General features: G+C 41.5%; 11 protein-coding genes and 1 tRNA gene. 11 read left to right on the forward strand and 1 reads right to left on the reverse strand.

Features of this window, described 5'->3' with window-relative positions; translation table 11 throughout:
* Positions 1-96 precede the first annotated feature (96 nt).
* The 10 genes from DWW85_RS01805 to DWW85_RS01850 all read left to right on the forward strand — a co-directional run bounded on the left by DWW85_RS01805 (position 97) and on the right by DWW85_RS01850 (position 12,161).
* Positions 97-1,764: a GGDEF domain-containing phosphodiesterase gene (locus DWW85_RS01805; protein WP_147340889.1), complete on the forward strand. Its 1,668-nt coding sequence runs from the start codon at positions 97-99 to the stop codon at positions 1,762-1,764.
* On the forward strand, positions 1,748-2,338 hold the full coding sequence (locus tag DWW85_RS01810; RefSeq protein WP_330599184.1) for a prolyl-tRNA synthetase associated domain-containing protein: 591 nt from the start codon (positions 1,748-1,750) through the stop codon (positions 2,336-2,338). The genes DWW85_RS01805 and DWW85_RS01810 overlap by 17 nt, the downstream gene beginning before the upstream one ends.
* Before the next feature lie 107 nt (positions 2,339-2,445).
* Positions 2,446-3,654: a 23S rRNA (uracil(1939)-C(5))-methyltransferase RlmD gene (gene rlmD / locus DWW85_RS01815; RefSeq protein ID WP_117807321.1), complete on the forward strand. Its 1,209-nt coding sequence runs from the start codon at positions 2,446-2,448 to the stop codon at positions 3,652-3,654.
* Positions 3,655-3,673: 19 nt separating this feature from the next.
* Positions 3,674-4,375 carry a TraX family protein gene (locus tag DWW85_RS01820; RefSeq protein WP_008401875.1) on the forward strand — a complete coding sequence of 234 codons (702 nt, stop codon included), beginning with the start codon at positions 3,674-3,676 and terminating at the stop codon, positions 4,373-4,375.
* 233 nt (positions 4,376-4,608) lie between these two features.
* Positions 4,609-5,706 (forward strand): redox-regulated ATPase YchF, encoded by a 1,098-nt coding sequence (ychF, locus tag DWW85_RS01825; RefSeq protein ID WP_117807322.1) that lies wholly within the window; start codon positions 4,609-4,611, stop codon positions 5,704-5,706.
* 29 nt (positions 5,707-5,735) lie between these two features.
* A complete protein-coding gene (lgt, locus tag DWW85_RS01830; protein WP_117807323.1) occupies positions 5,736-6,716 on the forward strand; it encodes a prolipoprotein diacylglyceryl transferase in 981 nt (326 codons plus the stop codon).
* Positions 6,717-6,843: 127 nt separating this feature from the next.
* Positions 6,844-6,915: transfer RNA gene (locus DWW85_RS01835), tRNA-Gly, on the forward strand.
* A 455-nt stretch (positions 6,916-7,370) separates the two neighbouring features.
* On the forward strand, positions 7,371-9,416 hold the full coding sequence (locus DWW85_RS01840; protein ID WP_117807324.1) for an LTA synthase family protein: 2,046 nt from the start codon (positions 7,371-7,373) through the stop codon (positions 9,414-9,416).
* Positions 9,417-9,588: 172 nt separating this feature from the next.
* The gene (gene guaB / locus DWW85_RS01845) at positions 9,589-11,040 is read left to right on the forward strand and encodes an IMP dehydrogenase (protein ID WP_008401827.1); all 1,452 of its coding nucleotides are present in this window, start codon (positions 9,589-9,591) and stop codon (positions 11,038-11,040) included.
* Between the two features lie 182 nt (positions 11,041-11,222).
* On the forward strand, positions 11,223-12,161 hold the full coding sequence (locus tag DWW85_RS01850; RefSeq protein WP_242995987.1) for a tRNA-dihydrouridine synthase family protein: 939 nt from the start codon (positions 11,223-11,225) through the stop codon (positions 12,159-12,161).
* Between the two features lie 123 nt (positions 12,162-12,284).
* On the opposite strand, the gene DWW85_RS01855 is transcribed toward DWW85_RS01850, so the two are convergent.
* A complete protein-coding gene (locus DWW85_RS01855; RefSeq protein WP_117807326.1) occupies positions 12,285-13,673 on the reverse strand; it encodes a TrpB-like pyridoxal phosphate-dependent enzyme in 1,389 nt (462 codons plus the stop codon).
* 961 nt (positions 13,674-14,634) lie between these two features.
* Between DWW85_RS01855 and aspS the strand changes: the two genes are divergently transcribed.
* Positions 14,635-16,386, forward strand: a complete 1,752-nt coding sequence (aspS, locus tag DWW85_RS01860; RefSeq protein WP_021943673.1) for an aspartate--tRNA ligase — start codon at positions 14,635-14,637, stop codon at positions 16,384-16,386.
* Positions 16,387-16,396 lie beyond the last annotated feature (10 nt).

The following is a 16,396-nucleotide window of genomic DNA, read 5'->3' on the forward strand; positions in this document are numbered from 1 at the left end:
TGCTAAAGAACATGTTAATATATATAATAGCAAGTTCCTGTGGGAACAGAACATGTAAAATTAGGTAAGTATTCATTGTTGGGAGAAGATATTATTATGGCATTTGAATCATGGAGAGAGATTAACAGAATAAGGAAAAATCACCGCGACGCCATATATTTTTACGCGAATCTGCAAGATCGGTTTTACACGATTGAGGAAAATGATATTCTGCCTGATGAGTTGAATCCGGATGATAAAAATTTACTAAAAGCATTTTGCGACTGCACATGTATAGAAGAAACAGAGAAGAATAAAATGTGCAATTTGTATAGACAGATTGAGCAGGGAACAAAAGAGCCGATCAAGATGGATGATTTGGAGACATGGGTGCATCTTGAGACCAGATCAGGGAAGAAAGCTCTGATGGCAGTCCTTTGTTACCTTGAGAAAGATGAAAAAGGATTGGTTCGGGAGTATGTGGGCATGATACGGATCATGCGCAAACAGGAATTAGAGAATCGGGAGATTGTGACATCGTTTAGCAATGATAAGAATCCGGCATTCTTTCTCAAGAAGATTGCGCGTTTTCAGGCAGAGCATCCGGAGCGGGAGTATGCATATATTCAGTTTGATGTCCGTAGATTTAAGTATATCAATGAGAAGTATGGCAGTGATACAGGAGATAATATTCTTCGGTATATATATGACACGCTGGATGTGATGTGTGATAAGGAACATCTGCATTGTAGATTGTCAGCGGATGTATTCCAGATCGTGACCTATTATAATTCCAGAGAAGAAATCATGGAATTTATTGATAAACTTGATGAAAAAATTCGGAGATATGGTGATATCAAGTTAAGCATTACATATGGAGTGAATATCGTACCGGGCAGCTCAACGGCATATCGCAAGCATGGAGATGAAGCAGGACTTGCCCGTGCAGAGGGTAAGCGGACGATTTTGAATAAGGTTGTATTCTATGAGGATACGCTGATGAATCATGTGAAACAGACGGGAGCGATCGAGGAAGTTGAGGAGGAGGCTCTGAGACGGGAAGAATTTCAGGTTTATCTTCAGCCGAAGTACCAGTATGACAGAAGCCATGCGAAGATCGTCGGAGCAGAGGCGCTTGTGCGCTGGATTGATGCAAATGGAAAATGCAAGTCGCCGATGGAATTTATTCCGGTATTTGAGGCAAATGGATTTATATACAAATTAGACTGTTTCATGTGGGAGATGGTATGTAAAGTTATCAGAAGATGGCTGGATACCGGAAGGCAACCACTTCCAATCTCGGTGAATGTGTCGAGAACCTATCTTCAGAAAGAAGATGTTGCAGGATATATCAGGAATCTGATCGACAAATATCAGATTCCGATGGAGCTGTTCCAGTTAGAAATCACGGAGACAACGGAGAATGCAGAATCATTGTCTTATATCAATAGTTTGAAACAGGCGGGATTTACATTGTTAATGGATGATTTCGGATCGGGTTATTCTTCCCTTTGTATGTTGAAGAATACACCATTTGACGTATTGAAGATGGATCGGCAGTTTTTGGATGAATGTTTGGACAGTAAACAGGGTAAGACGATCATTTCTCATGTGATATCCATGTCAAATGATTTGGGCTTAAGTATTATAGCAGAAGGCGTAGAGAATCGGGGAACGGCAGATTTTCTTTATGATAATGGATGTAGTGTATCTCAGGGATTTTATTTTTCCAAGCCTGTTCCGATTCCGGAGTTTGAGCATATGCTGGATGAACAGCAGAGGTAGATATAAGGAACGGGAGGACAAAGTACTGTTGGAACTTTTGGATGGAAGACCGGAGAATACGGAAGGAAGATTGGAGAAGGAGATTCGGGTATATGATTTTCTTGACCATCTTGGAATAGAATATAAGAGAGTCGACCATGAACCGGCATTTACGATGGAAGTATGTGAGGAGATTGATAAGATGTTGCAGGCGACAATCTGTAAGAATCTTTTCCTGTGCAATCGTCAGAAGACACAGTTTTATCTGTTGATGATGCCGGGAGACAAGCCGTTTAAAACGAAGGAGATCACTTCACAGATCGGGAGCGCAAGACTGTCATTTGCATCGGCTGAGGACATGGAGAAATATCTGGATATCGAACCGGGGGCTGTCAGTGTCATGGGACTGATGAATGATACGGAGCATCATGTACGGCTGCTGGTGGATGAAGACATATTAAAAGGCGAGTATCTTGGCTGTCACCCATGTGTGAATACATCCAGTCTGCGGATGCGCACGGCAGATGTATTCGGATCGTATCTGGATGCGGTCGGACACGATATGACAAAAGTCGTCCTGACAGGTGAAGCATAGAGCAAAGAAAAAACCAGGCCATAAGTCATATACATTCAGGGAAATGTTGTTGACCATGTGTTTGGTTTTTGCTATGTTTAGACGAGAGATTTGAAAGGAAATAAAATATGAAAGAAAATATAAAGGGACAGCCGGGAAATAGAAAACCGGATGGCAGAAAAGTCCAGTCCCGGAATAAAAAACCCAACCCCGTGGCATACGAATATACAGACGAAGAATACCGGAGATTACTTGTAAAGAAGCAGACAGAGATGGAAAAGCTGCTTTCAGGATTTGCACCGGTCGATCCAATCGTGGGAATGGGAAATCCGTATTATTACAGGAACAAGGTTTGTGCGGAATTCAGAAAACTGAAGAATGGTACGATCATCTCCGGCCGATATCAGGAGGGTACTCATAATGTCATAGAGACAAAAGGCTGCAAGATCGAAGATCAGCGGGCGGATGCAATCATTCAGGATATCACAGAGCTGTTCCGGTCATTTAAAATGATGATCTATAATGAAGACAGCGGATATGGACTGATCCGTCATGTGCTGATCCGAACAGCACATCAGACCGGACAGATCATGGTGATCATTGTGACGGCATCTCCGGTATTTCCGTCGAAGAAGAATTTTGCAAATGCACTTTTGAAGCTTCATCCGGAGATTACAACGATTGTTCAGAATATTAATACAAAGGATACGAATATGGTGTTAGGTGACCGGAATCAGGTCATCTATGGCAAGGGCTATATAGAAGATATTCTCTGTGGCAAACGGTTTCGTCTGTCGCCGGGAAGCTTTTACCAGATCAATTCTGTTCAGACGGAGAAATTATATAACAAGGCGATCAAATATGCGGATCTGAAAAAGAAAGAGACAGTGATAGATGCATACTGTGGAATCGGAACGATCGGTATCATTGCAAGCGACCGGGCAAAACGAGTGATCGGTGTGGAACTGAATGCAGAAGCAATCCGCGATGCGAAGATCAATAGCCAGATGAATAAGATAGAAAATATCGAGTTCTATGCAAATGATGCAGGCAGGTTTATGGTAGAACTGGCAGAAGCAGATGAGCAGATTGATGTTGTGTTTATGGATCCCCCTCGTTCAGGAAGCACAGAAGAATTTCTTTCTTCTGTTGTAACTCTATCTCCGCGTAAGGTAGTTTATATTTCCTGTGGACCGGATACCCTTGCGAGAGATCTGAAGTATCTGACCACACATGGCTATCAGGTGTTGAAAATCACACCATTTGATCTCTTTCCATTTACTGAGCATACAGAGGTTGTTACGCTATTGACGAGAGACAGAGTTATTTTTAAGTAGGAGAGGAACGTTATTAAAGATGAAAGAAAAGATAAAATTATTATCCGGTGCACAACTGAAATATATAGCATTTGCTTCAATGTTGATCGATCATGTTAATAAAACATTTTTCATATATTTTAACAGTAAGGCTTTAATAGTTATGAGTGAACTGTTTGATATATTAGGCAGGATCGCATTTCCTATCTTTATTTCCCTGTTGGTGGAGGGATATTTTAAAACGAGAAATCGATGGAGATATTTGGGAACACTCCTGGTATTTGGAATTATATCAGAGGTTCCGTTTGATATGTGTACATCTAATGTATTTTTTGAACCAAACTGGAATAATATCATGTTTACGCTTGCGCTGGTGTTGGCGATGATCTGGATTATTGATGCCCTGAAAAAAAAGATGCAGACACTGCCCAAGTTCTTGTGGTATCTTGTATCTTTTATAATTGTAGCAGTAACTTGTCTGATAGCCATGAATCTGAGTCTGGATTATGATTCCCATGCGGTGTTGATCGGTTATTTTCTGTATCTTTTTCATGACAGACCGATTATTGCTATTCCGTTTAATTTTGCATCGATGTATAAGGAACCATGGGCACTTCTGGGTTTTGGCCTGATGCTTACTTATAATGGAAAGCGTGGAAAGCAGAATAAGCTTGTGAACTATTTGTTTTATCCGGTGCATCTTCTGATATTGGGAATTCTGAGAATGTGTCTTGGAATTTGACAGTAATTTGACGGCAACCGGCTGATAATCATTGAATTTTATGCCCCAATGTAGTATAATCATCGTGCTATTTTGGGGCTTTTTTGCGCCATTATACAGGTAAAGAACAAGAATACAGAGAAAAATTACCTTGTGGCATCAACTTTGAACGGCCATCTGACATAATGTAATATGGCTGAATGGTATGAGTTGTATGACCTTATAAATCAAGGTTTTAAGGAGGAATTATAACCATGAAGCTCGGCATAGTTGGACTTCCCAATGTTGGAAAAAGTACATTATTTAACTCTCTGACAAAAGCAGGTGCAGAATCAGCAAACTATCCATTCTGTACCATCGACCCAAATGTAGGTGTTGTTGCAGTACCGGATGAGAGGTTAGACAAGCTGACAGAGATGTATCACTCAGCAAAGACCACTCCTGCAGTTATTGAATTCGTAGATATCGCAGGACTCGTAAAGGGCGCATCCAAAGGCGAAGGTCTGGGAAACCAGTTCCTTGCAAATATCAGAGAGGTAGATGCGATCGTTCATGTTGTCAGATGCTTTGAAGATACAAATGTTATTCATGTAGATGGTTCGGTTGATCCGATCCGTGATATTGAAACGATTAATCTGGAGCTGATTTTTTCCGATATCGAAGTTCTGGATCGTAGAATAGCAAAGACGATACGAGGTGCAAGAAATGATAAGATGCTTGCAAAGGAGCTGGATTTCCAGCAGCGTATCAAAGCGCATTTGGAGGAAGGCAAGCTTGCAAAGACTCTTGAAGTAACAGATGAGGACGAACAGGGTTGGATCGAGGAATACAACCTTCTTACATGGAAACCGGTTATTTTCGCAGCAAATGTAAGCGAAGACGATGTAGCAGATGATGGAGCATCAAATGAGCATGTTCAGAAAGTAAAAGAATACGCAAAAGAATTTGATTCAGAAGTGTTTGTTGTCTGTGCACAGATCGAGCAGGAGCTGGCAGAACTGGATGACGAAGAAAAGAAAATGTTTTTGGAAGATCTTGGAGTAAAAGAATCCGGTCTTGATAAACTGATAAAGGCAAGCTATTCACTGCTTGGACTGATCAGTTATCTGACAGCCGGTGAGACAGAATCCAGAGCATGGACGATCAAGAAGGGAACAAAAGCGCCGGGAGCAGCCGGCAAGATCCATTCTGATTTTGAGCGTGGATTCATCAAGGCAGAGGTTGTAAGCTATAAAGATCTTATGGAATGTGGCAATATGGTAGCTGCCAAAGAAAAAGGTCTGGTAAGACAGGAAGGTAAAGAATATGTGGTAGAGGACGGAGATGTCATCCTCTTTAAGTTCAATGTATAAAACAGCTTCCTTTAGGAGATAACAAGAAAATGGAAACAATTTCAGAATATTTTAACAGTATTATCTTTCCGCATTTGGGAATCTTCCTGAAGCATGTAGGTGATCATATATCCATTGGCAGCTTTGAGATCCGGTTTTATGGTATCATCATTATGTGTGGATTTATCCTTGCCTACTTCCTTGTGACAAATGAAGCGAAACGAACAGGACAGGATCCGGAAATGTATCTGGACTTTATCCTGATCCTGATCATTCCGGTAATCTTAGGCGCAAGAATTTATTATATATTGTTCCGACTGGATCAGTATATAGTGGCGGGAAATGTAAAAGAAACCATCCTTGGTATGTTAAATATCAGAGGTGGCGGACTTGCAATCTATGGTGGTGTAATTGCTGGTATTATTACCGGATGCATCTTTGCGAAGAAGCGGAAGGTAAATGTGCTTCGGCTTGCCGACACAGCAACGTTTGGTCTGCTGATCGGACAGATCCTTGGACGCTGGGGCAATTTCTTCAACAGGGAGGCGTTTGGTGCGTATACAGATTCTGTATTTGCGATGGGAATCCCTCTTGATTATTACAGACATGAAGGAACACTAAACAGTCTGATCAACAGTGGAGTGATCTCAGATACTATGCTTGCAAATACACAGACACTTCATGGTATGGAATGTATAACAGTACATCCTACGTTCCTGTATGAGTCACTCTGGAATCTGATGTTGCTGATCTTTCTTCTTATATATAGAAAGCATCAGAAGTTTACAGGTGAATTCGCATTTATCTATGTAGCAGGCTATGGCCTTGGAAGATGTATCATTGAAGGACTTCGTACAGATTCCTTAATGATTGGCAATTCCGGTATCCGTGTATCACAGCTTCTTGGATTTGCATGCTTTTTAGTTGGTGCAGTTGTGCTCATCGTTGGCTATGTTCGCAGAGCAAAAGGGCAGTTGCAGACCATTGAAAATGAGTCTGTTCAAGCGCCTTCAGAGGATGAAAACAACTAGGCTCAATGCGGTAATTCATTGCGTGAAAAAAATATTTAAAAAAGTTGAAAAAAGTTGTTGACAGAAACAACGTCTTATGATAACATATCCATTGTTGTGAGGCAAATAAATCACAACAATGGAAAATGCGCGAGTGGCTCAGCGGTGGAGCACCTCCTTGCCAAGGAGGGGGTCGCGGGTTCGATCCCCGTCTCGCGCTCTTATTATTTTATAGGAAGTCTTATTTAAGACTTCCTATTTTTATGTAGCAAAGGTTTTGAAACCAACCATATGAGCCACTGCCATTTATCAGAAAAACAGTAGCATAGACGACTGACTTTCGATGATCCGATGCTGGAACAAAGGGCTTCTTCTTAATAATCCTAAAGAAGATTTAATAATTGTTTTATTGTAGTTTTCTCCGGAATATGATATTTTTCCATCATATAAAGCATTCCCAAAGATATAGATAGAAGAAAAGTAAGTAAAAATTACGCAAAAAATGAAAAAATGAGGTAATTATTTGTAAAATTTGCGGATTGAATAAAAAGAAAGGAATGCTATAATGAAACCGATTTAATCTTATTCTGAAATTACCGGTTTATGAATAAGATAACAGGATTGCATTAAGTATTTGGTTAGTGGTTGCCGAATCACGGCAGAATGGAGTTTTAGATGAAAGACAAATTGAAGAAATTGTGTAGTACAGCTATATTCCAGTGTGTTGCGATTGCAATTGTGCTGGATATTATTTTGGAGATATTGGGAAGACACTCATTTATCAATACGATGAAATATATTGTGAATGAACCATTGGTGTTCCTGTATAACTGTTCCATTATCTTCTTTACTCTGACATTGGCACTGCTGATGCGTAAGAGAGTGTTTGGTTATGGTATTATTTCATTTGCATGGCTGCTTTGTGGTGTAACGAACTGTATTGTTTTAGGCTTTCGTATCACTCCGTTTTCAGCGATCGATATGCTGATGGCGAGAAATACGATCACCATCATTGATAAGTATTTCTCAGTATGGCAGGTTGTATTCATCGGTGTAGCGTTATTTGTTGCACTGGCAGCGGTTATCATATTGTTCTTAAAGTCCCCGACAATCCAGGGAAATATTTACAGGATCCGTACAACGGTTCTGATCGTTGCATCTTTTTGTATGGTTATGCTGTTTACAAAGATTGCATTAAATGCGCAGGCAATCTCGGATAACTTTGCAAATCTGGCAACAGCATATGATAAATATGGTTTTGTATATTGCTTTTCAAACAGTGTAGTGGATGTCGGAATCAGCGAGCCGTCAGATTACAGTGAAGAAAAGATGCTTGAGATCAAGGATGAACTGGATACGGTGAAAGCTTCGGGAGCAAAATTTGCAAAGAGAAAGCCAAACGTAATTGTAGTTCAGTTGGAATCCTTCATGGATCCATCTTATGTAAAAGAATTATCTTTTAATATGAATCCGATTCCGAATTTCACAAAATTAAAAGAAGAATGTTCGTCCGGTTTCCTTACGATGCCTGCAATCGGAGCGGGAACGGCAAATTCGGAATTTGAGGTGCTTTCCGGATTTGATGTGGCATACTTCGGTGCTGGTGAATATCCATATAAGACGGTACTTGGAAGCACAACCTGTGAGACGATGGCGACACAGTTTAAAAAGCTTGGTTATTCTACTCATGCGATGCATAACCATGACGGTACATTCTATGACCGTTATATCGTATACAAGAATCTTGGCTTTGATACATTTACCCCTATGGAATACATGTATGACGTAGAGCATACCCAGAAAAACTGGGAAAAGGATAATGTACTGACCGGAGAGATCATGAAGACCCTGAAATCTACAGAGGACAGGGATTTTATCTTCACGGTCAGTGTTCAGGGACATGGAAGATATCCGAGTGAATTAGATTATGAGAATTATTCTTATCCGGTAAAAGTAACAGGTACGGGAAGTGAAGAACTGGACAATGAATGGACATATTATTGCAATCAGCTTCATGAGATGGATGAATTTATCAAGGATTTAATTGAAGAACTGAAGAATTATGATGAAGATGTAGTACTGGTAATGTATGGTGATCATTTACCGGGATTTGAACTGACAAATGATGACGTAGAGAATGGAAATTTGTACCAGACGGAATATTTCATATGGAGCAATATGAAGCATTTCATTGATAAAGATGAAGACATTCCGGCTTATGATCTGAGTACGAAGCTGTTTGATGTGATCGGACTTGAAAAGAGTGCCATGCAGAAGGTGCATACACTTTACAGCGAAGATGATCCTGAATACAGCGATGTAATGTGGAATGTAGAATATGATATGTTATACGGTAAGCGATATATGTATCCGGATGGCTGGCCATATGAGCCTACCGATATGCAGTATGGTGTAGAACCAATCTATATTACGGATATAAAAGAAGGCGATTATCAGAAATTGTCCGATGACCCGGAGAAAGCGCCGGAGCAGCTCCATGGATATTATATCAAGGGTGAGAATTTCAATGAATGCAGTTTTGTTTGGATCAACAACGGATTCAAGAAGGAAACAATCTATATAGACCGGAATACTCTGTTTATTCCTGATATCACGTTTGACGATGGCGAGGAAGTCTATGTTGCTCAGGTTGGTGATGACAGCATTGATATCGGAAAGTCGGAAGCGTTTATTTATCAGGCTCCGGTAGCAGAAAATTAAAGATAACTGATAATTCCTCATAAAAAAGAAATTTTTTGGTAATAAATAATCTTGACATTAAATAGGTTATTTGATAGCATAGCATCATATATTTTGGATATAACAGGAGCGTTCGTTTGAATGCTCCTGTTATATCAACTTACAAATAAAAAAAAGAAAGTGAGAGAAAAAAATGGGTAAGATCATAGGCGAAGGAATTACATTTGATGACGTATTATTAGTACCTGCATATTCTGAGGTGCTTCCAAATGACGTGGATTTAACAACTAACTTAACAAAGAAAATACAGCTTCAGATTCCTCTTATGAGTGCCGGTATGGATACCGTAACAGAGCACAGAATGGCTATCGCTATGGCTCGTCAGGGTGGTATCGGTGTTATTCACAAAAATATGTCAATCGAGGAGCAGGCAGAGGAAGTAGATAAGGTTAAGCGTTCTGAGAATGGTGTAATTTCTGACCCATTTTATTTATCTCCTGAGCATACACTTGCCGATGCAAATGCACTTATGGCAAAGTTCAGAATTTCAGGTGTGCCTATCACAGAGGATGGCAAATTAGTCGGTATCATTACAAACCGTGACCTGATGTTTGAAGAAGATTATTCCAAGAAGATCAGCGAGTCAATGACTTCAGAAGGTCTGATCACAGCAAAGGAAGGCATTACATTACCGGAAGCAAAGAAGATTCTTGCAAAGGCTCGCAAAGAAAAGCTTCCGATCGTTGACGATGATTTCAGATTAAAAGGACTTATCACAATTAAGGATATTGAAAAGACGATCAAATATCCACATTCTGCTAAAGATCCACAGGGAAGACTTCTCTGTGCAGCAGCCGTTGGATGTACAGCAAATATTCTGGATCGTGTCGCTGAACTTGTATCAGCAAAGGTTGATGCTATTGTTATTGATACAGCACATGGACATTCAGCAAATGTACTTCGTACTTTCAAGATGGTAAAGGAGAAGTATCCGGATCTTCAGGTTATCGCCGGTAATGTAGCGACTAAGGCCGGTACACAGGCAATGATCGATATGGGTGTAGATGCAGTTAAGATTGGTATCGGACCTGGTTCTATCTGTACAACCCGTGTTGTTGCAGGTATCGGTGTACCACAGATCACAGCTATTATGGAAGCATATGATGCAGCTATGAATGCAGGTATTCCTGTTATCGCTGATGGTGGTATCAAGTACTCAGGAGATATCACAAAGGCAATTGCAGCAGGTGCAAATGTATGTATGATGGGTAGCTTATTTGCAGGTACAGATGAAGCTCCTGGTGACTTCGAATTATATCAGGGACGTAAGTACAAGGTATACAGAGGTATGGGTTCTATCGCAGCTATGGAGAACGGCAGCAAGGACAGATACTTCCAGGAGAATGCAAAGAAGCTTGTTCCGGAAGGTGTAGAAGGACGTGTTGCATACAAGGGTTCTGTAGAAGATACTGTATTCCAGTTGATTGGCGGACTTCGTTCCGGTATGGGATACTGTGGTGCTCATAACATTCCTGAATTACATGAGAAAGCAGAGTTTGTTAAGATCTCAGCAGCGTCATTAAAAGAGAGTCATCCACATGATATCCATATCACAAAGGAAGCTCCAAACTACAGTGTAGAGTAATAAAAGTATATAATAGAAATATAAGTCAGAATATAGCCGGTGAGAATATGCAGATAACATATATCACTGGCTATATTTGAGTACTGAGCCTGGCGACAGCTGTGATGACATAAAAGTATAAGACGTCTGTATCTGCGATTATCATGATGACATATGTTTTAATAATTGGAAGGAGAATTAAGATGCTTTATCTGGCACCTTTAGAGGGGATAACCGGATATATATACAGAAATGCATATCAGAAATACTTTGGAGGAATCGACCGGTATTTTACGCCTTTTATTGCTCCGGCAAAGGGGAAACCATTCAGACATCGCGAACTGGCTGATGTTCTCCCTGAACATAATACCGGAATAACAGTGATCCCGCAGATTCTGACGAATCATTCAGAAGGCTTTATAAAAGCGGCAAAAGCTTTAGCTGATATGGGATATGATGAGATTAATATAAACATGGGCTGTCCTTCCGGTACGGTTGTTTCGAAAGGGAAAGGTTCAGGAATGCTGGCAGATCCCGTAAAGCTGGATCATTTCCTTGAGGAGATATTTGCAGCCGGTATCTGCAAAATATCAGTAAAGACCAGACTGGGAATGGAATTTGCAGATGAATTCCCGGATATACTGGATGTATTAATGAAATATCCATTTACCGAAGTGATCATTCATCCAAGAACCAGAGAAGATTATTATGGTGGCAGCGTAGACCTTACTATGTTCGATCTGGCAGTAGAACGGTACGGAGAGCAGGCAGAAAGTGTCCTTTGTTATAATGGTGATATTACCGATGTTGCCGGCTATAAACATATTCAGGAACGATATACACAGGTTGATAAGATCATGATCGGACGTGGAATCATAGGAAATCCATTTCTTCCTCAGGAGATTGCAGAACAGAGGTGCTGCTATAACGCAGGAATCCTTCTGGTATTCCACGATGAACTGTTTGCCGGTTATATGGAAGCAGGACTTGGGGCGAGAAATGTCATGTTTAAGATGAAAGAGTTGTGGTCGTTTATGGGATGTCTCTTTGAAGCTCCCGACCAGCAGAAGATATTAAAAAAGATCCGCAAAGCCAACGATCCGGATACCTACAACACCGAAGTCCGGAAGCTGTTGCGGTAATGAAGAAAACAGAATAAAAATGAAAAAAAGATATTAGCATGAAGTATATCCTATAAGTTGAATACTAGAAAAAGGAAGCTGACAATACTATGTATTGCCAGCTTCCTTTTTTATAGGGGAAGTTTAGAACTCATTTCCGGGAAAATGAGGGATTCCGTCAAAACCTGCCTTCAAATCTTCGTCGGTAGGAATATAATCGCTCATCTCACCATCGTTATATTTGCCGTAAGCCACCATATCAAAGTATCCGGTTCCGGTCAAACCAAAGACGATCGTCTTTTCTTCTCCGGTTTCTTTACATTTCAGTGCCTCGTCGATAGCAACTCGGATCGCGTGGCTGCTTTCAGGAGCAGGAAGAATACCTTCCACTCTTGCAAATTGGGTTGCTGCTTCAAATACTGCTGTCTGTTCAACGCTTCTGGCTTCAATGATGCCATCATGATAGAGCTGGGATACAACCGGGCTCATACCGTGATAACGAAGTCCGCCTGCATGGTTTGGTGAAGGAATGAATCCGCTTCCGAGGGTGTACATCTTTGCCAGTGGACATACCTTGCCGGTATCACAGAAATCATAGGCATAGACACCCCTTGTCAGACTTGGGCAGGATGCCGGTTCTACAGCGATGATCTGGTAGTTCTTCTCGCCACGGAGAACCTCGCCTGCAAATGGGGAGATCAGACCACCGAGGTTTGAACCGCCGCCGGCACATCCGATGATGATATCCGGTGTGATGTTATATTTGTCAAGTGCTGCTTTTGTTTCAAGACCGATAACAGTCTGGTGAAGTAATACCTGATTCAGTACACTTCCGAGTACATAACGATAGCCTTCCTGCTTGGACTCTGCTTCAACAGCTTCTGAGATGGCACAGCCAAGGCTTCCGGTTGTTCCAGGATGCTCAGCAAGGATCTTGCGGCCAACCTCTGTTGTGGTACTAGGAGATGGAGTTACGGTTGCACCGTAGGTACGCATAACTTCACGACGGAATGGCTTCTGTTCATAGGAAACCTTAACCATATATACCTGACAGTCCAGATCAAAGTAGGAGCATGCCATAGAGAGGGCGGTTCCCCACTGACCGGCACCGGTCTCGGTTGTAACACCCTTTAAACCCTGCTGCTTAGCATAATAAGCCTGAGCGATAGCGGAGTTTAATTTGTGGCTGCCGCTTGTGTTGTTTCCTTCAAATTTGTAGTAGATCTTAGCTGGTGTCTGCAGTTTTTCTTCCAGACAGTATGCACGAACCAGTGGAGCAGGACGGTACATTTTATAGAAGTCCTGAATTTCCTGTGGAATCGGGATGTATGGAGTGGTGTCATCCAGCTCCTGCGCGATCAGTTCGTCACAGAATACAGGACGAAGATCATCGGCTGTCATTGGCTGAAGTGTTCCCGGATTTAACAGAGGTGCCGGCTTGTTCTTCATATCGGCACGTACGTTATACCACTCTTTTGGGATCTCGTTTTCACTTAAATAGATTTTGTAAGGAATGTTTGCATCTTTTTTCATAATCATAACCCTCCAATGCTTGATTCATTGTATAAATAGTTTAAGTTATCCCGGTTATCTTTGATGGGATATATAAATATGTTCCGGGGAATTTTATAATGTCATGCATTTTGCAAAATCATCATCCTTTTGGGCAAAGAATTTTGCATGGATTTGTGATAGATATTAAGACATAAAAAACTGCCCCAGTATAAAAATGCTGGGACAGGAGATTGTTCATTAGAAACTGTTTCCTGCGGTGCCACCCGGCTTGACGTATCAGGATACGCCCGCTCATTGTCTGCAAATACATACATTACAGATATCTCGTTCTTAACGGAGTATCATCTCCGGCTTACATACAGAATGCATATACAGGAATCGTACCACATCGTTCAGCTTGCCCTCGGGAGTCCATTCCATCATGGAAAACATACTGCCTTCCACCGGCGGCAGCTCTCTGGGATGTTTGTCACATCATGTACTTACTCTCCTTCAACGGTTTAAAGCAATACTAGCATAATTGTTTTTATGTGGCAAGTATTTTTTTTTGAATGGGGTTGTATTTTTAAGAAAAGTCCGTTGACAAGCCATTTTCCCTGCTATATAATTGACACATTGAAAAGGCGAAGACGGAGAGAAGTAGCGCTTTTTATCGCTCCCAGAGAGCCGGCGGTGGTGAGAATCCGGCAGAATGAATAAGCGTGAATAACACTCTAACAGCTGCAAGCTGAACCCGTGAAGAAGATATTTGCAGAGATGACCGGAAAATGCGAGATGGTTGTTCTGCGAAATGGATCTCACAGTAGTAGGTGCGCCGCAATTGTGCGTGAAACAAGGAAAGGGACTGTCAGATAAGAGACAGTAAATCAGGTGGTACCGCGGATATGAATTATGTTCGTCCTGGATGCAGGGCAGGCATAGTTCTTTTTTTATGCAACCTGTGAAATATAAAAATCAGTCAAAGGAGATAATGCAGACAATGACCATTTCAAACATTTATCGTAACAGAACCTTAAATGAGATCAGCGAAGGCGACGTTGGCGCAGAGCTGAAGGTGGCAGGATGGATCGAGAACATCCGTGACCATGGTGGTGTATCCTTCATCGACCTGAGAGATATGTATGGTGTTCTTCAGGTAGTTATGAGAGACACTTCATTATTAGATGGACTTACAAAAGAGGATTGTGTATCCATCTCAGGTGTGATCGAGCACAGAGATGAGGAGACATACAATCCAAAGATCCCGACAGGAACGATCGAACTGGAGGCACATTCCGTAGAAGTGCTTGGAAGAGTATACAAGCAGGTTCCGTTTGAGATCATGACATCCAAGGAGACAAGAGAAGATGTCCGACTCAAATACAGATATCTGGATCTTAGAAATAAAAAAGTAAAGGATAATATGATCTTCCGTTCACAGGTGATCAGCTTCCTTCGTCAGAAGATGACAGAGATGGGATTCTTAGAGATCCAGACACCGATTCTGTGTGCTTCATCACCGGAAGGTGCAAGAGACTATATTGTTCCATCCAGAAAATTTAAAGGCAAGTTCTATGCTCTGCCACAGGCTCCACAGCAGTACAAGCAGCTTCTGATGGTTGCAGGATTTGACAAATATTTCCAGATCGCACCATGCTTCCGTGACGAGGATGCAAGAGCAGACCGTTCACCGGGTGAGTTCTATCAGCTCGATTTTGAGATGAGCTTTGCAACACAGGAAGATGTATTTAAAGTAGGAGAGGAAGTTCTCTCAGCAACATTTGAGAAATTCGCACCGGAAGGCTCTGTTGTAACACAGGCTCCTTATCCGATCATCAGCTATAAGCAGGCAATGTTAGAATTCGGTACGGATAAGCCGGATCTTCGTAATCCGCTTCGTATCATTGATCTGACAGATTTCTTCCAGAGATGTACATTTAAGCCATTCCATGGCAAGACTGTACGTGCGATCAATGTACCGAAGAAACTGTCAAAGGGACAGCATGAGAAGCTCTTAAAGTATGCTCAGTCTATCGGTATGGGAGGTCTTGGATATCTGGAAGTTCTGGACGATATGACATACAAGGGACCGATCGATAAGTTCATTCCGGATGATATGAAGAGTGAGATCGCAGAGCTTGCAAATCTGAAAGCAGGTGATACTATTTTCTTCATTGCCGATGTAGAAGAACTGGCAGCTTCCTTTGCAGGACAGCTTCGTAATGAGATCGGTGCAAGACTTGATATGATCGAGAAGAATGCATACAGATTCTGCTATATTAACGATTTCCCTATGTACGAGTACGATAAGGAAACAAAGAAGATCATCTTTACACATAATCCGTTCTCCATGCCACAGGGTGGTCTGGAAGCTCTAAATGAGAAGAATCCGTTAGATGTTCTCGCATACCAGTATGATATCGTATGCAATGGTATCGAGCTTTCATCCGGTGCTGTCAGAAATCACGATATGCAGATCATGGTAAAAGCATTTGAGATCGCAGGATACACAGAAGAAGATCTGAAGACAAAGTTTGGAGCACTTTACAATGCATTCCAGTTCGGTGCACCACCACATGCCGGTATGGCTCCCGGTGTTGATCGTATGATCATGCTCCTTCGTAATGAAGAAAATATTCGTGAGATTATTCCGTTCCCTATGAACGGAAATGCACAGGATCTGATGTGTGGTGCCCCTGGTGAGGTTACAGAGCAGCAGCTCCGTGAGGTTCATATCAAGGTAAGACAGTAACAGAGAAAAT

Source organism: Clostridium sp. AF17-21AC (assembly GCF_003461365.1).
Lineage (GTDB): Bacteria > Bacillota > Clostridia > Lachnospirales > Lachnospiraceae > Coprococcus > Coprococcus ammoniilyticus.